This window comes from Coleofasciculaceae cyanobacterium (assembly GCA_036703275.1).
In the GTDB taxonomy this organism is placed as follows: domain Bacteria; phylum Cyanobacteriota; class Cyanobacteriia; order Cyanobacteriales; family Xenococcaceae; genus Waterburya.
This window is the reverse complement of the sequence record DATNPK010000040.1, coordinates 1-17571: the sequence shown is the minus strand read 5'-3', so window position 1 is coordinate 17571 and position 17571 is coordinate 1. Positions and strand designations below refer to the sequence as shown.

Below are 17571 nucleotides of genomic sequence, written 5' to 3'. Positions count from 1 at the left end.
TACAAAGTTGTCTAACCAATCGGCAATCGGATTTGTCTCAACCAAAGTTTTGGCTTTCATTGCCAACAGCGAAGGGACGGATACTTCATAATTCTTTACGATTGAAGTCGCCGATTCTTCATTCATCGCCAGCACCCAATTGAGCAATCCTGGTGTGTATGGTAGAAATTCACCCCTCATCTGACCATTTTTGTGTTCGATTAGATTCTTCTGGCGATCGCTCTTAATTTGATTGAACATCGGTATAGATATTCTTCTTCTTGCCAACCCCGACATGTAATCGCAGCTTTGGATTACTTCGTTAGTGCTGACAATTACTAAGGCAGAAGGTGTGAACCCTCCCTTCGACTGCTTAAATTTCACTTCATAAGGCAAACTATCCTGCCCTGTAAGGTTTTATAAGCTTCCCGACTTCGCCAGCATACCTCTCTGAATCGTTGATTAATACCAATCTCTTTCCTGCAATCGAGGCAGTTTCAAACTTTTCTTTCTCCAGTTTTTTCAGCGTCGTGGTGTGAACATTTTCTTGCCCTACTAAAGCAATCGCTAATCTGGTGAAGGTACTTTTTCCTGTTCCTCCAGGTCCCACTAGTTCTAAATACTTTTGCCAATCGGTTCTGCCTGTAACTATCCCTAGTAAATAGGCTCTCATTAACTGCACCAGGGCGCGATCGCCATTACACATGCTTAACAGCCACTCTTGGATTGGTTCACAGGTTGCCAAAGTGTTGTAGTTATATGGCAAACACCACGTTAGTTTGTTCTCTGGACTATGGGGCAGCAACTTCCTTGTTTTTAGGTCTAGAACACCATTGAGTAATGGTAATAGTCCTGTCGATTCATCCCACTTATCTACTTCTAAGTCAAACTTGAGCAATGCAGTTACACCATTTACAAAGCTTATGGTGTAAGTTGGTTTCTTCTTATTTGCCTTGGCTATCTGCAACGCGATCGCGCCTATTTCTGATTTGACCAATCTACCAATTCTTTCGGTCGAGTTTTTACTCCAAATGCCTTTAGTAACTGAACTGTAGTAAGACCATTCCTGTGAATCCGTGTTCCAAGCCAAACGTCCTCTGTACCTCTGGGCTAGCCATTCGGCAATATCTGATTGTGACCAATTGGGGAGACTAGCTAATGAGCAGGCTGCCTTAAGTTCAATTTTCTCTTGCTCTTCTTTCTGATAGGCGGTCGCTGCTGCTGATTCTAGTTTTCTGATTAATTGTTCTGTACTTAAATTTGTCTGTGCCTCTACCCAATCGGTAATATCTCCTTTGACTGGCATATCCGCCCAAACATCCGTAGGCGAAAGGACTAAACAAGGAAAATTAAGCCCATCACAAACTGACTTAACTAACTCAGCTTTCTTCTCTCCCGCTTCATCATGGTCGGGAAAGTAAACTAATCCTGCTGCTCCACTTTGCTTAAGTTTTGTTAAGTCAGAGGCGATCGCTTTCTCCTGCCAATTCGACCCCTGCCATGTAATTGCACATAGGGCGATCGCACGGGCAGTTTCGACACACCCTTCTCCTTCTAAGCCCAATACCCACTTGTCTGGGCAATATTTGACTGCTTCAATTAGTCGGTATGCTCTCCAGTCTTTACCGCCTTTTTTCCACTCAATTAATCCATTAGATTTAATATGTCCTTGTCTGATGGTTTTTTCAGTAGTTCCATCACCATTTTTCCACTCAAACCTACTCACCCACTGCGTTTTGGAATACCAGTAGCGAGTTTCTACTGCCTCGGCTGGTATTCCTTGTTTTACTAACCACTCTGGTATTTTGCCTGATTCTGGCTGTGGGCAGTCTTCGGCGGGTGAATCGAATCGGGCTAGTTTGATTTGATTCGCTAATTGTTGCTTGGTTTTAGTTTGTTTCTTGTTCCCTTTTCCCTTTAACTCTTGCCCTTGGGCGCAAGCCTCACTCCAAGGTCGTATTGCTTCTCGTATCTCTTTTACATCGCATCCACACTTAAATGCTTGGTATTTCCCGTCCTGGCGATCTATCTTAAATCCTCCGTCTCCGCAGACTGGGCAAAGGCAGTGGTATTCAACGGAAGTTTTTTTGACTACGTTTAAACGGTCTAGATAATCTAAGATCTCAAATGGTGCAATCAATCCAATCATGCTGCACCTCCCACTAGATTTAGGCGGTTTTCTTTAGATACTGTGAAAGTTGAGATGCGCTTTTGCTGCACCTCTTTTACAATGTAAGTAATCATTAAATTCCCTCCTTCAGGGATTTGGTTAATAAAGGCGATCGCAATTTCTTGTCACGGAAGGCGATCGCCTTTGATCTGTAATAGATTAAATTTGAGCTTTTTAATTGTCTTGACTGCTTTGAGATTTATTTTTCACATAAAGCAAAAAATAAAAAGGAGATCAATCTTCTTCCATTTCTTCATACAAGTCAGCAAAGCTAATTTTTTTATTTGCTAGCTTGGTTAATGCTTTGCAAAGCTCATCAACGCGGTTGCCATCTATACGAGGCATAGTTGAAGATTTTCTCAAGTTGGAAATTGAAGCTTCTCTAACACCTAATTCTTTAGCCAGAGCAATACCTGTAATATCATATCTCGCCATAATTTCTTTAAGTCTCCACCTAATCACTTTAAACGCAGCAGCCATAATTTACCCTCAAATTTTATCAATACTGATTATAGCGTAATTTATAAATACACAACTGCTTGATATTACGATTTTACCGTAATATATTATATTTAGAGGCAAATTAAACGCTCACCAAATACTGCTAAATATCGGACAGTCTTTACAATTCTCATCAGTTTTAAATTGCAGCTTTTTTGATATATCTAGGCAATTTAAAAACAACTTGAGTAAAACATCTAAGAAAATACCTTACTAGCTAAGCTTCTTAAGGTCGATTTTAAAAACTAAGAAAAACGACTGCATCAAAAATGACAGAGAGTAGTTACTGCCGTGGAAAGCTTAACTACTCTCAATAACCACCAATTAAGAGGTCAATACCTATGATTACACAAGCTTTAACAGTCAAGCCAGTAACGTCTACTCAAGAGCGCCCTCTCGTCACCATCGAATTCGCTCCTAATATTCACCCATCAGAAACTCAATATAACTACGAACATCCTTTATTTGTCTTTGGTGAAAAAGTAGAGCTTATTAACTCATTCCCCTCTATCGCATACACCACCTACGCTTTAGAACTAATCGAATCGAAGACACCATCGGGAAGACTTTTGAGCCAACCATACTGGAAATACAAAATCAGCAATGGACAAGTAAGCTATTGGAGAGAAGAGACAGCTTTAATTCGCCACATAGAAAAGACTTGTTTAACTTGCGCTCGATTCCAAAACTATAACGACAATAACGGTAAAGGTTGGTGTCATCAGTTCAATCATTCTGCTAAAACCAGTTATAAGAAGACTAATGATTGCATTGTTAATGGTGCAAAAGATAAAAGTAATGAAGCATTCCCAACCGAAGTTTTTGAACTAGACCGTGATGGCTATCCAATGGAAGAAGCTGCACCCACAGGTTATTTCTCTCGTAACTTCACTACTAATACTGACGAGCCATTCTAATTCTTAACTACGAAAAAGGCGATTGCCAAGGACGCGTTAGCTAATCCTTTAGGGCTAGCCGAAGGCATCGCTTTGATTAGTTAGGAGGTAGGAGGTAGTAGGTTTGGATAATCAAATCGAAAAAGACAGGTTGTATTTTGAAAGGCTGTTTATTTTACCTATTTGCGAAGCTTATCCTTTAGGACTACCCGCTACCCGCTACCTACTACATAAAAGTGAAGGCAAATCACCTTTCATCTATCCTCGGCAAAGACTTACACCTGACAATAGTGCTTCATTGACTCGTCGCGATCGCTCTGTTGAATTACTTCATTCTTCTATCGAAGAGATGATTATTCCTCAAGAGTCCGATGAAGGAAAAACTATCTTGTCTTTGTGGGAACAACATCAAGATTTTGCCCACCAATATCAAGATGATACTGCTCAATTGATTGAAGATGTTCCCTTCTAATCTTGATTTCTCCCTCAAAACAAGATTTTATCCTACATTTATAGTACCAGAAATGAATCAACCATCACGTCTTTTGGTAGTCGAAATCAGAACTATTGATAATCCAGGTTTCGATCTCGCTCAACTTTCTACTCTTACGTATTTTGGCGATTCCCAACGACTCTATTTGAGTGATGACCTAGAATCAATTAGAACAGCAATTGTTGATGCTATTCTTGATCTAGGGAGCAACTATCGACATCCTTTACTCTTTGATGTTCAAGTAATTAATGCTTCTATTGCTTCTAATCATCGTCCCCAAAGGCAACGGCGACGAAGAACCAAAAAATGAGCAGTAATTAGGGCGTGTCATCAATTAGAAAAATGCGATCGCTTTGTTTTTAAGAGAAACGCGATCGCACTTTTGCTCTAGCTCTGAGGTCGAGAGCTTACCTTCAAACGCTTCGTAAGAAGCTTCCCTGATTGCTCTGGGGTATGCCTCTTCAATTATTTCTAGCAAATCCTCGTGACTGGCATAGTATCCACCCGACTTTCTTCTTCTGTTGGTGCGATTTATATTATCAACAGAATTGAGTATCGACCGCTCCCAAGAACTAGTAGTTCTAGCTTCAGCATCTTGCTTGATAAGATGTAAATCTTCTACAACAAGAAGCTGGTGAATAGTTTTCCAAGGATAACAAACGTAGTCATATAGATTAATAGTTTAGCCCAGTTACTTAAATAGTGACTGGGTTTTTTGTTGTAGCTCCATAGCGGAGTATTGAAGATTGGCTTAACCAAATTAATTTTAAAACTTACTGTAAAAACCGCTTTTGAGTTTTTATTTAAGATTTGACTAATTCATATTTGTTAATATTAATTTATTTTTTTATTTTGTCCTCAAGACAAGGTGTACTTGTATTCCGCTTTGAGCAATTTTAAAATAGTTTGAGATTCATATGTAATAATGCCTTCAATTTGGTGAAGTTTCTGAAAAAAAGGAAATAGCTTTTCTTGTGTCCCACAATAAACATCGACAACGATGTTATTACTTCCAGCCGTAATCGCGACAAATCGCACCTCTTCAAGCTGTGTTAGAGTTTCGGCGACAGCTTCAATACAATTATTTTTAACCGTCAGCCAGAGAATAATAATATTAGTGTTTCCCATCTTAGCGGGATTAGGTCGGGCTAATATCTCAATAGTTTCTGACTGTAAAAGACGCTGTACTCGATAGCGAATTGTAGCCTCTGGGATGTCTAGATGTCGAGCGATTTCCCGAAAAGACATTCGCCCATCAGTACGAAGTAGATCGATAATGTCTCGATCTATAGAGTCTAATTCTAAATTTTCTATTTCGGACTCTCGATCCTTTTTCATTACCATATTTCAGATAAAAATGAATAATACCTATATTATTTCAGATAATAACAATCAAAAGTAATTAAATTAGCTTTGTAGCAAAAATAACATTTTAAAATTACGCTTTTAGCTAATTTATTACTTAATACACAGAAAAGTGAAATTGCTTCGATTTTTTTAAATTTGTGTTGATTAAACAGGTTATAAACAATGACGTATAGTTGGTCGAAAAATCGACGTTGTGCTGCGGTTCTTAGCTTTGATGTAGATGGAGAATCAGGCATACTTGCAGAAGGTCCAAAAATGTCTCAAAGGTTATCGGCGATCACTTGGGCAAGATATGGTCCTAAAACAGGCGTTCCTCGTATTTTGGATATGCTTAAGAAACAAGAGGTTAAAGCTACTTTTTTTGTTCCTGGCTACACCGCAGAATTATATCCAGACTTAATTAAAAGAATTAGCGATGAGGGTCACGAAATTGGCGTACACGGTTATTTGCACGAAAAGGTATCCGACTTAAATTTAATTCAAGAAGAAACGGCACTAGTCAAAACCTGCGATATCTTAGAAAAGATTACAGGCATCAGACCTATTGGTTATCGCGCACCTCTTTGGGATGTAAACGACCGTACCCCAGAACTTTTGGCAAGTCACGGTATGGTTTATGACTCTTCTTTAATGGATGATGATGTTCCTTATACCATTTCAACTAAAAAAGGCGATTTAGTTGAAATTCCCGTTCACTGGACAAATGATGATTGGGAACAGTTTGCGTTTCACATGAATCCCTCAATTGGAAGTGGAGTAATTGAAACTTGCGCCAAAGCTTTACAACTATGGCAAGAAGAAGTTGAAGGGATGCACCACTATGGAGGAGCTTTTATTTTAACTATGCACCCAGAACTAATTGGTAGACCAGCTAGAGTTTTAATGTTGGAGAGGCTGATCGAATATATACGATCGTTTGATGGCGTTTGGTTGACTACCTGCGAAGAGATTGCCCACCATCATCAACAACAAAGTTTGACTGCTTCGATGTCAGAGGTTGGCTTTTAGGTAAACAGGTAATAAATAATAAATAATAAGTAGATCGATGAAGACAAACACTTTAACGATAGGGCTTAATCCTGCCTTACTTAATAGTTTGGTAGTAGGGTATATAGGTGTAATTTATTTGTTGGGGGTTGGTTTATTACTGCCTCACGATTGGCGATTAAATGTAGCAGGAGTAATTTTAACAGTTCATAGCTTGGTGCTTTCCGCTTATCTAATTCACGAATTACTCCACGACAATATTTTTAAACAACGTCATCTTAATCGTTTATTTGGCAAGATATTTACTCATATGAATGGTGCTTGCTATGCACCCTATGACGATATGGTGGAACATCACATCAACCATCATATTTATCATGCCGACTTCGTACCATTTGATATTACCGAGTTTGTTAAGCAGTTACCCAAACCGATACGCTCTTTTTTAGTAGCTTTAGAGTGGGCATACTTTCCCGCCTTTGGATTTATTATGCGTTGGCGGTTAATCGTTGCCCCGTTCAAAAATCCTGAAAAAAGCCATTTGAAGATGCAAACGTTAGGTATTGTGGCGTATCGTAGCACCATAGCCATAATTATTGGTTTTATTTCTTGGCAAGCTTTAGTTCTCTATTTCTTTGCCTATATTTGCTTTATTAACCTGGTTCGCTTTGCAGATGCTTTTCATCACACCTATGAATATGCTATTTCAGGAGCAGAAATTACTAAACGAGATCGCATTTATGAGCAGGCAAATACCTTTTCTAACTTTGTTTCTCATCAGCATCCCTGGTTAAATTTGCTATATCTGAATTTTAGCTATCACAACGTCCACCATCATGATATGCGCTGTCCTTGGTATCGTTTACCAGAACTACATCAAAGTCTTTATGGTAATGAAGCAAAAAACTTATTACCCTTATCTAAATTAATCAGTAACTATCATCACTTTCGGATTGCTCGTTTATTTGGCGGACAAGGAGATATTAACACGCAAAATGAGGCTCAAGAGACTACATTTTTTACTGGTGGAATTGGAGTTTCTTTGCTAACTCCTTTATAAAAAGTTACTCTGCACTATTTTATTTTAATAGGCAATTTTTAATAATTAATAAAGATCTCATTATTTGCGACATTTTGGATACATTAAATAAAAAATAATTAATAGTATTTTTATGAAGTTTTCCAGCAATCAAAGTAGAGTTTAAACATTAGTTATTACTAAAATTATGATTTCAAACAAAAAACGGTTATCTCGGCGTACAACAATTAAATTTATGGCTGGATTAGCTGGAGGGTTGCTTGTACACAGTGTCACTCCTTCTATAGCTCAATCTTCGCCGATGAAAATGACATTAGGAGGGGTGACTTGGATTGGATTAACTCCCTTTTATATTGCACAAGAAAAAGGCTTTTTTGTCGAAAATGGTCTTGATGTAAATTTACAGATTTTTGGCGCAAATACAGATTATATATCGGCATTCTTGGCAAATAGAATTGATGGAGTTATCTCTTCTGTTACTTCTGAAACTGTACTTATGGCAGACAAAGGAAAAGAATTTAAAGTTGTCATGGTTCAAGATAATTCCCAAGGAGGAGACGGAATTTTAGCCCGTAATAGTGTAACGGATATTGCAAATTTTAAAGGTAAAAAAGTAGCTGTAGAACAGGGTGCGGTGAGTCATTTTTTCTTGTTACAGGTATTAAAGCAAGCAGGATTAACCGATAAAGATATTACAATTATTAATGCTGATGCAGCCACCGCAGCAGCAGCTTATCAAGCGGGTAATGTAGATATTGCCAGTAGTTATGCACCATTTTTAACTCAGGCAAACTCCGCTCAACCTGACGGTAGAATTATTTACGATTCTTCTAAAATGCCTAGCGCAATCTCCGATTTTTATAGTTTTAGTAGCGAGTACATCGAAGCCAACCCCGAAGCAGTAGAAGTATTTATAGCAGGTATTGCTAAAGCCCTTAGTTTTATCGAAACAAATCGAGAAGAAGCGATCGCGATCGCAGCAGCTAAACTAGAAGTAACTCCCGAAGCTTTGAATGCGGATCTAGCAGGAATTGGGCTACCTGGAGTAGAAACTAACATCGAAATGTTGACCGATGTTAATAGCGATCTTTATATCTTGAATTCTCTCAATGCAATGGGAAATTTTCTGGTTTCTCAGGGACAAATTAAAACTGTTCCCGATCTGGCAACACTTATTGAACCCAAATTTATTCAATCTTTTCAGGCAAATAATTAAGAATATTTATGAATAAACCACCATCATCCTATTTGCGACCTTCAGTTTTTTGGAGTATTCGCCAGGGTTTTCCAACTTGGTTAAAGTTATTGCTAACTATAATTGCTCTAATTATACCTTTAACTATTTGGTCGTCCCTCAGCTACAACGAACTAGTTAATCCTCAGTTTTTACCTACCCCAACAGCAGTATTGCAAGCTGGTATTGAAATGTTTAGATCGGAAGATTTGATCGTCGATATTATTGCCAGTTTTGGTCGGGTTTTAGCTGGTTTTCTGTTAGCTGCAATTGTAGGAATTCCTTTAGGGATTTTGATGGGAACTTTTAAAAGCATGGAGAGCTTATTTGGTTCATTTGTAGGTGTGGTGCGCTATATGCCTATCGCTGCTTTTATGCCTTTGATTGTTCTCTGGGCGGGTTTGGGAGAAATTTCCAAGATATTAATTATTTTCCTCGGCATTGTTTTCTACAACGCTATTATGATTGCCGATGCGGTTAAGTTTATACCCAATGAAATACTCAACGCAGCATATACTTTGGGGGCAAATCGAGTAAATTTGCTGTTTCGGGTAATTTTACCTGCTGCTATTCCCAGTATTATCGACACTTTGAGAGTTAATGTAGCGGGGGCGTGGAACTTTTTGGTAATTTCAGAACTGATTGCAGCCCAAAATGGTTTGGGTTTTAAGATTATTTATTCTCAAAGGTTTTTAAATACTGACAAGGTTCTGTTTTGTATTCTAATTATTGGAATTATCGGTTTGCTACTAGATTATAGTTTTAAAGTGCTTTATCGACTGGCATTACCTTGGGCGGAATAATCTTTGAGCGTTGGTCAATTTGGTTCTCGTTAAGTAATAGGTAATAGGTAATAAGTTTTAAACAATTAAAAAGTGCAGTAATATCTCAACTCTATGACTGACTTTAATTTAGACAACAATTCTACAGCACTGCTAATTATCGATCTACAGGCTGATGTTTTCCATGGGGGCGCATTGCAACTAGTGGGAACAGATAAGGTTTTACCCAGAGCTAAACAGGTATTAGCAGCAGCTAGAGAAATGAATTTACCCGTCATTCACACCCAAGAAGTCCATCGTAAAGAAATGGTGGACTTTGGTAGAGAATTAGACGGTGCAGAACCCGTTCACTGTTTAGAAACTTGGGCTGGTACAGATTTTCATCCCGAATTGTATCCCCGCGATGGAGAATATGCGCTCGCCAAGCGTCGCTATAGTTGCTTTTTCGGTACGGACTTAGAAATTTTACTGCGGGGCTTGAAGGTAGATACTTTAGTAGTCATAGGTACATTAACCAATGTTTGCGTTCACTACACTGTTGCCGAGGCTCATCAAAGAGATTATCACTTTTATGTAATTGAAGACTGTTGTGCGGGTTCTGATTGGGATGCTCATGAAGCTGCTTTAAAAGCCATGCAATATCTCCAGCGAGATGCTCTAATTACCACTCAGGTATTCGTTGATGCTGCAAGTGTTTCGGTTCAACCTGTTTAATATTGCTAATCCTATTCAAAATTATTATGACTTCTTTACCCACTAATGTTGTTACCAATTCTCAACAGAGTTTGAGAGAATTAGATTCTGTTGAGCCAAAATTACAAGTGTGTAATCTCTCCAAAAGCTTTGCAAAGATTAAAGATAGTCGTAAACAACTATTAGTGTTAGATCGGATTAATCTAAATATTTACCCTAATGAATTTACCTGTATCGTTGGCTCTTCTGGCTGTGGAAAATCGACTTTGCTTAATATTATTGCCGGGTTATTGCCTCCTTCCAAAGGAAAGGTAATAATTGATGGTACAGAATTATTAGGGCCTGGGGCAAATCGGGGAATGGTGTTTCAAAATTACACCTTATTTCCTTGGCTTACCGTAGCTCAAAACATTGGCTTTGGTCTGAAGCTCAAAAAAATATCTAAAGCCGAACGTAGAGAAATTATTAGCTATTATCTCGAAATTATTGGTTTAACTCAGTTTGCCAATGCCTATCCCAAGCAGCTTTCTGGAGGGATGAAACAGCGTGTAGCGATCGCCCGTGCTTTAGCCAATAAACCAGAAATATTGTTGTTAGATGAGCCTTTTGGGGCTTTAGATGCCCAAACAAAAGAGCAAATGCAGGAGTTTTTGTACGATCTCTGGGATAAGACTCACATTACTCTGTTGATGATTACCCATGATGTGGAAGAAGCAATCTTTCTCTCGAAGAAAATATATATTATGTCGGCACACCCAGGGAGAATTGAAAAGTCAATTAACATCGATTTACCAACCCAACGTAAGTTAGATATTAAACTTACAGGGGAGTTTATTGAACATAAACGTCAGGTACTTCAGGCACTTCGTTAGGTAATAAGTAGTAAGTTTTGATGAGGCTAAAAAAGAAAATTGCTCTGATTACTGGGGCAGGCTCGGGAATTGGTCGATCTACTGCTATGTGTTTTGCAGCAGAAGGAGCGATTATTATGGCAGCAGATATTAATGAAACTGAAGCTGTAATTACTCAAGAATTAATTGAGCAAGCAGGGGGAAAATGTCGGGCTTTAGCTTTTGATGTCAGTAAAGAGCTAGAAGTTAAGGATGCGATAGCTCTTACTGTATCGATGTTTGGTCGATTGGATATCATGCACAACAATGCAGGAATATCTATTATTAAACCTACTACTGAAATTACCGAAGCGGATTTGAATCGTTTAATTGGAATTAATTTTAAAGGAGTCTTTTTTGGCTGCAAACACGCGATCGCTCAAATGGTAAAACAGCAAGAAGGCGTAATTATTAATACGGCATCAGAACTGGCGATCGTTGGTCAACCCCTATACAGTGCTTATTGTGGAACTAAAGGGGCAGTAATTGCCATGACTAGAGCTTTATCGGCAGAATGGGCAAAACAAGGAATTAGGGTTAATGCTCTTTGTCCAGGCCCTATTAACACGCCTATGTTACAGGCAGAATTTAATTTAGCAACTAACCCTAAAGTGGAAGCTCAAGCTGCGGTTGATTCTATTCCCGCAGGAAAGCTGGGTACTCCAGAAGAAATTGCGAAAGTTGCCTTGTTTTTGGCTAGTGATAATGCTCAGTTTGTTCACGGCGCAGCAATTATGGTAGACGGAGGGAAGACAATTATTTAGTTTATTGTGATATTGTGACAGCTTTGGCAGTCAACCCGATACCGAACGTGAGCGAACAATTAAATCTATTCAACCTAAGACCTGCTTTTAGAGTAGAGCAACCGAAAGAGTTAATAAATAAAGAGGCTTTATTAAAATGGAAATCACGAATATTTAAGTATCAACAACGCACACTTAATACTCCTACACCATATGCCCGTGCATGACTAGCTTCGCGTGACGCGCTAGCTTATCCGAAGGTGTACCCTTTAGGGAATCCTTTAGGACGCGAAGCGGTATGCTAAAGCCCGTGCATGATTCCCTTCGGTCACACTAGCTACGCGTCGTCCTTTAGGAAAGCAAACAAGTTTGTTTGACCCACCCAGAAGTCACTGCGACAGCGATTCTATTAACCCTTTTGCCTTAAAGCTGCATAACACCCAATTTTATAGACTCAAAGAACATCAAGAAAAAATCTGTATCTACTTCATCATCGACAATGCCTTGCCACTGCTGCTGTACGTGGGAGAAACAATGCAGACAGTCAAAGCTAGATGGAACGGGACGCATGACTGTAAAGACTACGCTCTAAATTACGTAGAACTGCATCGTAAGTATGGATTAGAAGTAAAGATGTCCTAAAGGATACCGCTTCGCATATGTAGTGCTTTTTGGTACGATACACCGAGCGATAAGCCTACGGCATGGCTTCGCTTACGCACTGCTCGTTTGAAGACGATCGCGAGAATTAATTCTACGCTGGCAGTCACCGTTTAATAAAGAGAACTGGAGTAAGTACGGCAAGCCGTTTGACAAGATTTAAAGCAATATTCTAGCCTCGACTCCAAAATTAGAACAAGCTATCGTTCGATATCGAGCAAAATCTTAAGACAAAGAAGTAGTATTTTCAGTAAAAATGATAACTACTAATCTAATTCATTATTAATTGTGGAAAACGAATCTTCCCGTTCTCAAAACCGAAACCAGTCAAAGCTCGTCTTTGCTTTAGCTCATGAACTCCAACAATACGTAGAAGCAAATGCAGCGAGAATTGACCCTAATATTTATGACAATATCAATCATTGGCGTGCGGGAATTCTTTCTCAGGGCGAGATTACCGAAGAAAATTTATCAGAAATAATTGAATATATCGGAGCAGAAAAGTTACAGGAATTGATCGATTTAGCTAGTTCTAAAATTGCATCATAATAACTAAAGCCAAACATTCAATCTCTGTCATATATAGAATAGTTTGAGTATTTTCGTATTCGATATTTTTAAAATGGCTTCGCTGCGATTACCCTAAAGGACTAGCCCTAAAGGATTAGCGCCTGGAGGCGCGTCCTTCGCGTCGCGCTCCGCGTATCCCGACGAGCGATCGCACTTTATTCATAAACGGCCTTTGTATAGCAACGGAGAAATTTTGGTCGGTAAGGAAAATTGAAGTGCTGAAACCCCTATAAATAAAAGATTTTGATTTTAAGAGTAAAATTTTATTGCGATCGCTGCTGAACAAGATGAGAATTTTTGAGCTAGTGTCCCACTTTAGCCTTTTACTGGGACAGTTTTTTCTAAAACTATTACTATACAGTTATTACAGAAGATACTAAATTTAAGCTCCAATAATCGAAAGTGGAAAAGTTAGTATCAAAAAATCTCTTAGCGACCAAAATCTTCTGCTAAACAAACACCTCTTTCTAGCTGTTCTACCGATAGCTGTTTGTAGGCTGCACTCTGTTGGCGATCGATTACTTCATACCAACAGCGATTGAAGAGATTGTCGAGAATGATTCTGGCAAAACAATGATTGAAATGTACGGGAAACTCACGTTGCTTGGCTCGTGCTGGTAATTCTTCATTAACTAACTTTAGATATTTCTTACGAAGCTGTTCGATATTCAATATTTAATATTAAACTATCACTGAATATGATTTAGTCGAAATGAATTGTCGAGCTATGATCGTTTCAGCGTTTCGCTCTATCTAGCTTTTTTTGCTCAACGGTATAATTTGCCTTAGCTACCAGCCTGTCCCTGTTGTCGATAAAGCTGCCGTCCTGATTCTAGTTGTGAGGCAATCTGTTCGCGGTTGCCAATAAATGTGTACTGTTCGTTTAAGGTACCGGTGGGGCGCTCTCCGATAATGTAGTGCCGCACTGCCATATCTGGAGCATTAATAGCAATGCGATCCGATGCACGTACTATTGCCTGGGGTGCATTGGGATTTTCTTCTTCAAGTTGAGAAACTACCCAAAGCTCATTGCTTACCACATATACATCTTGAATCTCCAGATTATAACCAGCAGAGGGTACCTCTACTTCAACAGTGAGAGTACGCTCACTGCGCTCTGCACCTGGTACATCGACATCAATGTAAGGAACTTCAATGGTTTCTTCTTCCTGTACGACAACGACCTTAGGCACTGTAACAGTGCGCTCGGTTACTCCAATATCTACATCAGGTCCCTCAATATCAAATTCTGGTAACCTTCCGGGTTCTACCTCTACATCAGGTAAGCGACCTGCTTGTTCTTGCTCTACTTGACACGATGTTAGAGGAAAAAGGAGCAGAATTAGCGATAAAGGTAGAATTTTTGCTAGATTTAAATCTTTTATTTGCAACATAGTTATAATTTTTAACTTATTAAAAGTTTTTAAGCATTAAAAGAGTTCCGAAAAGACATAACATTGCCAGTTCAGCCATGCTTTCAGTCATAAATTGATATGTTTATCTGTAATAATCTCATACTAATTGATTTGTATTCGCTCTGCATCACTCTAAATTTACATAAAAATTCATTTATTTATAAAGGTTTCAGCACCTGAGTTTTCACGATTCGACCAAAATTGTTCCGTTGCTATACAAAGGCGTAAACTACATCACGATATTTTCTAACACCTAACTTCAACAAATCTGACTAGGTATAGATTGTTACCTTACTAATTCAAAATTACTATATATCTGGTTAGTATTTTTTGAGGGCGTAATCTGGAGGTTCGCTCCAGATGTTGACCGCCCGAATTGTTCTTAATTAATGTGGCAGTTAAAATACAGGGTTAGCCCCGAAGGTGAACTAATAACGATTGAAGAGGTAACTTCGGGCAAAACTAATCTTGTTTGTCCTTTTTGCGGTTGCGAAGCTAGCCGAAGGCATCGCAGTTTGACAGCCAAGAAAGGCAGAATTAAGCAGCATCACTTTGCTCATAGTCACGAAACCTATCTTAAAATTAGAAAAGGCAAGCTGCCATCGTTACCGCTATACGATAATTTTCATCTTCAGCTATCGGGTAAACACTTTCAGCTACTAAAAGACCTGTGGCGGGAGTATGGCAACACAGACTACGCCATTATTACTGTTCCTTTTGAACTAGAAATGAAGAAACTATTCAATTGGACACCACAAGGCTATTACTTTACCGCAAGGGGCAAGATTCCCGTTGGTGGACTATCTCTATCTGGATCTAACGCCGTACAAGAACCATTGATACTGTCGGAACTAGATAAATTGACTAACTCAGTTGAGATGGCTAAAGCGATTGGTGGAGAACTGTTAGAGGAAAAACTAGCCGACTTAAAAATTTATCAACTGCAACTACAGCGCATACTTCGATTTACTCTTTATTTTCTTCAGATTAATGCTGATGGTAAAACTTTGCATAAGATAGGCGTAACCAGTAGACGGATGTGCGCTCGCCTCCCAGAGATCGAGAAAGATTTAAAACAACACTATTCAAACATAAGTATTAATGTACTGGGTACTTGGCAGCATAGAGGTAATGTCGAACTTTATTTTAAGCATCGCTACAAAGAGTTTAACTATCGTATTGGAAAGCTGACCGAATACTACAAGTTCGGAGATGTCACACCAGTTTTAGAAGATTTGTGTTCGATGCAGCCGAAAGTTTTCTCAGGAGAAGAATTAAAGATTTGGCAGGATAAGACTAAGGCGATCGCTTTTTAAAACCAAATCTAGAATTACACGACTAATCTTTATTAGTACAGTTACACTAACGAAGGTTATTCAGTTTTCAAGTGATGGCGAATCATACCAGGAAAATCATTCACATTGACATGGATGCTTTCTACGCATCGGTAGAGCAACGAGACAATCCAGAATACCGAGGCAAACCTTTAGCTGTGGGTGCTTCTCCCATTCAACGCGGAGTAGTCCTAAAGGATACCGCTTCGCATATAGCTGCTGCTAGTTATGAAGCTAGAAAGTTCGGGATTCATTCGGCTATGCCATCTAGAACGGCGATTTGCGAAGCATAGCCGTAGGCATCGCTCTTTGTCCCAATCTTATGTTTGTCAAACCAAGATTTGAAGTGTATCGAGCAGTATCGGCACAAATCCACGATGTTTTTAGACGCTACACCGATATCTTTGAGCCAATTGCATTAGATGAAGCATACCTCGATGTAAGCGAAAACAAGCCAGGATTGCCTTATGCTTCTACAGTTGCCCGATACATCCGCGATGACATATTTCAAAAAACCAACCTTACCGCCTCGGCTGGAGTTTCGGTCAACAAGTTTTTAGCCAAGATAGCATCGGGAATGAACAAGCCAAACGGTATGACCGTCATCCTGCCAGAAGATGCCGAAACATTCGTAGAAGAACTACCGATAGAAAAGTTTCACGGTATTGGTAAAGTTACCGCAGCTAAGATGAAGAGTTTGGGGATTCGGACTGGGGCTGACTTAAAAGAGCGATCGCTTTTTTATTTAGTGCAATCCTTTGGCAAAACGGGTAATTATTACTACAACATTGCCAGAGCAAAGGACAATAGGGCAGTTGAGGCTAATCGTATTCGCAAATCCATTGGCGCAGAAAATTCATTTGCCGAGAACTTGAAGGATAAAGCAACGATAATAGTTAAACTCAAACAAATTGCTTTAACGCTCGTCGAACGGATCGAACTGCATCAAGCTTCGGGTAGAACGCTGACTTTGAAGGTAAAGTTTTCTGACTATCAACAGATTACGCGCTCTCGTACTTTTGAGAATTGTATCGATAGTTTGGATGCGATTATGAGAGAAGCAGTAGCATTACTGGAAATAGTCGAACTGGAAGATAAAAGTATTCGCTTGTTGGGTATCTCACTATCCAATCTCGATCATCAAAAAAAGCAGCTACGGACGGTTCAATTGTCATTGTTTGAATAATGTGGAAAATATCATAATCGAAGAAAGAATTAAATGGTTTGGCGATCGCCTTCTCACTTGGGCAGAACGTAACTTAAGAGACTATTCCTGGCGCCAAACCTTAGATCCTTACTCCATTATGGTTGCTGAGTTTTTGTTACAGAGAACCGATGCAGATACAGTCGCACCTATCTATGAAGCCTTTCTAACTGAGTATCCTACAGTAGAACGGCTGGCGATCGCCTCTGTAGAAGATGTAGCTAAACTATTGCAACCATTGGGTTTGTTTTTCAGAGCAGAAAGATTATCCGAAACAGCCAAGATTATTATTGAGAAATACGAGGGAAAAGTACCCCAATCAGAAACAGAACTATTAAAGCGACCAGGTATCGGCAAGTACACTGCCAGAGCGATACTTTCTCAGGCATTCGGACAGCCAGCAGCAGTGTTAGATACTAACGTCGCTCGTATTCTCGAACGGTTCTTTGGCATTAAAGGAGGAAGGGTTAAGTCTCGCTCTTTAATCCTCCAGAATGCAGCAGAAATAATTGCACCCCAATCGGAAGTGGGACGTTGGAATCTAACTTTACTGGACTTTGGAGCTAAAGTTTGTACTGCTAGAAATCCTAAATGTCTACAGTGTCCTCTTTCA

Annotated in this window: 23 protein-coding genes; 16 read left to right on the top strand and 7 right to left on the bottom strand. The window is 39.2% G+C overall.

Going from position 1 to position 17571, the window contains the following annotated elements; genetic code table 11:
• The 3 genes from V6C71_08755 to V6C71_08745 all read right to left on the bottom strand — a co-directional run.
• A partial coding sequence (locus tag V6C71_08755; protein ID HEY9768583.1) for a hypothetical protein occupies positions 1 to 240 on the bottom strand: 240 nt, incomplete at its 3' end.
• A gap of 136 nt (positions 241 to 376) precedes the next feature.
• Positions 377 to 2128 (bottom strand): DUF5906 domain-containing protein, encoded by a 1752-nt coding sequence (locus V6C71_08750; GenBank protein ID HEY9768582.1) that lies wholly within the window; start codon positions 2126 to 2128, stop codon positions 377 to 379.
• Positions 2129 to 2383: 255 nt separating this feature from the next.
• Positions 2384 to 2629 (bottom strand): helix-turn-helix transcriptional regulator, encoded by a 246-nt coding sequence (locus V6C71_08745; GenBank protein HEY9768581.1) that lies wholly within the window; start codon positions 2627 to 2629, stop codon positions 2384 to 2386.
• A 362-nt stretch (positions 2630 to 2991) separates the two neighbouring features.
• On the opposite strand from V6C71_08745, the gene V6C71_08740 reads away from it, so the two are divergent.
• From V6C71_08740 to V6C71_08730, 3 genes are all read left to right on the top strand, one after another.
• The gene (locus V6C71_08740; protein HEY9768580.1) at positions 2992 to 3567 is read left to right on the top strand and encodes a hypothetical protein; all 576 of its coding nucleotides are present in this window, start codon (positions 2992 to 2994) and stop codon (positions 3565 to 3567) included.
• Between the two features lie 103 nt (positions 3568 to 3670).
• Positions 3671 to 4018: a hypothetical protein gene (locus tag V6C71_08735; GenBank protein ID HEY9768579.1), complete on the top strand. Its 348-nt coding sequence runs from the start codon at positions 3671 to 3673 to the stop codon at positions 4016 to 4018.
• Positions 4019 to 4070: 52 nt separating this feature from the next.
• On the top strand, positions 4071 to 4349 hold the full coding sequence (locus V6C71_08730) for a hypothetical protein (protein ID HEY9768578.1): 279 nt from the start codon (positions 4071 to 4073) through the stop codon (positions 4347 to 4349).
• Between the two features lie 24 nt (positions 4350 to 4373).
• Here the strand turns inward: V6C71_08730 and V6C71_08725 are convergent, their stop codons facing one another.
• On the bottom strand, positions 4374 to 4517 hold the full coding sequence (locus V6C71_08725; protein HEY9768577.1) for a hypothetical protein: 144 nt from the start codon (positions 4515 to 4517) through the stop codon (positions 4374 to 4376).
• 380 nt (positions 4518 to 4897) lie between these two features.
• Positions 4898 to 5377, bottom strand: coding sequence for an Lrp/AsnC family transcriptional regulator (locus tag V6C71_08720; GenBank protein ID HEY9768576.1), 480 nt, complete (start codon positions 5375 to 5377; stop codon positions 4898 to 4900).
• A 192-nt stretch (positions 5378 to 5569) separates the two neighbouring features.
• Between V6C71_08720 and V6C71_08715 the strand changes: the two genes are divergently transcribed.
• The 9 genes from V6C71_08715 (at position 5570) to V6C71_08675 (ending at position 12984) form a co-directional block, all read left to right on the top strand.
• Complete coding sequence (locus V6C71_08715; protein ID HEY9768575.1) at positions 5570 to 6415, top strand: polysaccharide deacetylase; 846 nt, start codon at positions 5570 to 5572, stop codon at positions 6413 to 6415.
• Between the two features lie 37 nt (positions 6416 to 6452).
• The gene (locus V6C71_08710; protein ID HEY9768574.1) at positions 6453 to 7454 is read left to right on the top strand and encodes a fatty acid desaturase; all 1002 of its coding nucleotides are present in this window, start codon (positions 6453 to 6455) and stop codon (positions 7452 to 7454) included.
• A 166-nt stretch (positions 7455 to 7620) separates the two neighbouring features.
• A complete protein-coding gene (locus V6C71_08705; protein HEY9768573.1) occupies positions 7621 to 8649 on the top strand; it encodes an ABC transporter substrate-binding protein in 1029 nt (342 codons plus the stop codon).
• Between the two features lie 8 nt (positions 8650 to 8657).
• The gene (locus tag V6C71_08700; protein ID HEY9768572.1) at positions 8658 to 9470 is read left to right on the top strand and encodes an ABC transporter permease; all 813 of its coding nucleotides are present in this window, start codon (positions 8658 to 8660) and stop codon (positions 9468 to 9470) included.
• Between the two features lie 93 nt (positions 9471 to 9563).
• Complete coding sequence (locus V6C71_08695; protein HEY9768571.1) at positions 9564 to 10163, top strand: isochorismatase family cysteine hydrolase; 600 nt, start codon at positions 9564 to 9566, stop codon at positions 10161 to 10163.
• A gap of 26 nt (positions 10164 to 10189) precedes the next feature.
• Positions 10190 to 11014, top strand: a complete 825-nt coding sequence (locus tag V6C71_08690) for an ABC transporter ATP-binding protein (GenBank protein ID HEY9768570.1) — start codon at positions 10190 to 10192, stop codon at positions 11012 to 11014.
• Positions 11015 to 11034: 20 nt separating this feature from the next.
• Positions 11035 to 11796, top strand: coding sequence for an SDR family NAD(P)-dependent oxidoreductase (locus V6C71_08685; GenBank protein HEY9768569.1), 762 nt, complete (start codon positions 11035 to 11037; stop codon positions 11794 to 11796).
• A gap of 348 nt (positions 11797 to 12144) precedes the next feature.
• A complete protein-coding gene (locus tag V6C71_08680; protein HEY9768568.1) occupies positions 12145 to 12417 on the top strand; it encodes a hypothetical protein in 273 nt (90 codons plus the stop codon).
• Between the two features lie 306 nt (positions 12418 to 12723).
• On the top strand, positions 12724 to 12984 hold the full coding sequence (locus tag V6C71_08675) for a hypothetical protein (protein ID HEY9768567.1): 261 nt from the start codon (positions 12724 to 12726) through the stop codon (positions 12982 to 12984).
• Positions 12985 to 13434: 450 nt separating this feature from the next.
• Here the strand turns inward: V6C71_08675 and V6C71_08670 are convergent, their stop codons facing one another.
• Together V6C71_08670 and V6C71_08665 are read right to left on the bottom strand one after the other, a co-directional pair.
• Positions 13435 to 13677 carry a hypothetical protein gene (locus tag V6C71_08670; protein HEY9768566.1) on the bottom strand — a complete coding sequence of 81 codons (243 nt, stop codon included), beginning with the start codon at positions 13675 to 13677 and terminating at the stop codon, positions 13435 to 13437.
• Between the two features lie 113 nt (positions 13678 to 13790).
• A complete protein-coding gene (locus tag V6C71_08665) occupies positions 13791 to 14399 on the bottom strand; it encodes a hypothetical protein (protein HEY9768565.1) in 609 nt (202 codons plus the stop codon).
• Between the two features lie 410 nt (positions 14400 to 14809).
• Between V6C71_08665 and V6C71_08660 the strand changes: the two genes are divergently transcribed.
• The 4 genes from V6C71_08660 to V6C71_08645 form a co-directional block, all read left to right on the top strand.
• The gene (locus V6C71_08660; protein HEY9768564.1) at positions 14810 to 15736 is read left to right on the top strand and encodes a GIY-YIG nuclease family protein; all 927 of its coding nucleotides are present in this window, start codon (positions 14810 to 14812) and stop codon (positions 15734 to 15736) included.
• Positions 15737 to 15810: 74 nt separating this feature from the next.
• Positions 15811 to 16047 carry a hypothetical protein gene (locus tag V6C71_08655; GenBank protein ID HEY9768563.1) on the top strand — a complete coding sequence of 79 codons (237 nt, stop codon included), beginning with the start codon at positions 15811 to 15813 and terminating at the stop codon, positions 16045 to 16047.
• Positions 16035 to 16940: a DNA polymerase IV gene (dinB, locus tag V6C71_08650; GenBank protein HEY9768562.1), complete on the top strand. Its 906-nt coding sequence runs from the start codon at positions 16035 to 16037 to the stop codon at positions 16938 to 16940. Before V6C71_08655 ends, dinB begins: the two co-directional genes overlap by 13 nt.
• A gap of 1 nt (position 16941) precedes the next feature.
• Positions 16942 to 17571, top strand: a 630-nt coding sequence (locus V6C71_08645; GenBank protein HEY9768561.1) for an A/G-specific adenine glycosylase, incomplete at its 3' end; no start/stop codon positions are given.

Bases quoted from the DNA above. Each gene is read 5' to 3' on its own strand.
- V6C71_08695 (HEY9768571.1), top strand. From the start codon at position 9,564: ATGACTGACTTTAATTTAGACAACAATTCTACAGCACTGCTAATTATC.
- V6C71_08660 (HEY9768564.1), top strand. From the start codon at position 14,810: ATGTGGCAGTTAAAATACAGGGTTAGCCCCGAAGGTGAACTAATAACG.
- V6C71_08655 (HEY9768563.1), top strand. From the start codon at position 15,811: ATGGCGAATCATACCAGGAAAATCATTCACATTGACATGGATGCTTTC.
- V6C71_08705 (HEY9768573.1), top strand. From the start codon at position 7,621: ATGATTTCAAACAAAAAACGGTTATCTCGGCGTACAACAATTAAATTT.
- V6C71_08665 (HEY9768565.1), bottom strand. From the start codon at position 14,399: ATGTTGCAAATAAAAGATTTAAATCTAGCAAAAATTCTACCTTTATCG.
- V6C71_08685 (HEY9768569.1), top strand. From the start codon at position 11,035: ATGAGGCTAAAAAAGAAAATTGCTCTGATTACTGGGGCAGGCTCGGGA.
- V6C71_08690 (HEY9768570.1), top strand. From the start codon at position 10,190: ATGACTTCTTTACCCACTAATGTTGTTACCAATTCTCAACAGAGTTTG.
- V6C71_08745 (HEY9768581.1), bottom strand. From the start codon at position 2,629: ATGGCTGCTGCGTTTAAAGTGATTAGGTGGAGACTTAAAGAAATTATG.
- V6C71_08750 (HEY9768582.1), bottom strand. From the start codon at position 2,128: ATGATTGGATTGATTGCACCATTTGAGATCTTAGATTATCTAGACCGT.
- V6C71_08700 (HEY9768572.1), top strand. From the start codon at position 8,658: ATGAATAAACCACCATCATCCTATTTGCGACCTTCAGTTTTTTGGAGT.
- V6C71_08715 (HEY9768575.1), top strand. From the start codon at position 5,570: ATGACGTATAGTTGGTCGAAAAATCGACGTTGTGCTGCGGTTCTTAGC.
- V6C71_08710 (HEY9768574.1), top strand. From the start codon at position 6,453: ATGAAGACAAACACTTTAACGATAGGGCTTAATCCTGCCTTACTTAAT.
- V6C71_08720 (HEY9768576.1), bottom strand. From the start codon at position 5,377: ATGAAAAAGGATCGAGAGTCCGAAATAGAAAATTTAGAATTAGACTCT.
- V6C71_08740 (HEY9768580.1), top strand. From the start codon at position 2,992: ATGATTACACAAGCTTTAACAGTCAAGCCAGTAACGTCTACTCAAGAG.
- V6C71_08730 (HEY9768578.1), top strand. From the start codon at position 4,071: ATGAATCAACCATCACGTCTTTTGGTAGTCGAAATCAGAACTATTGAT.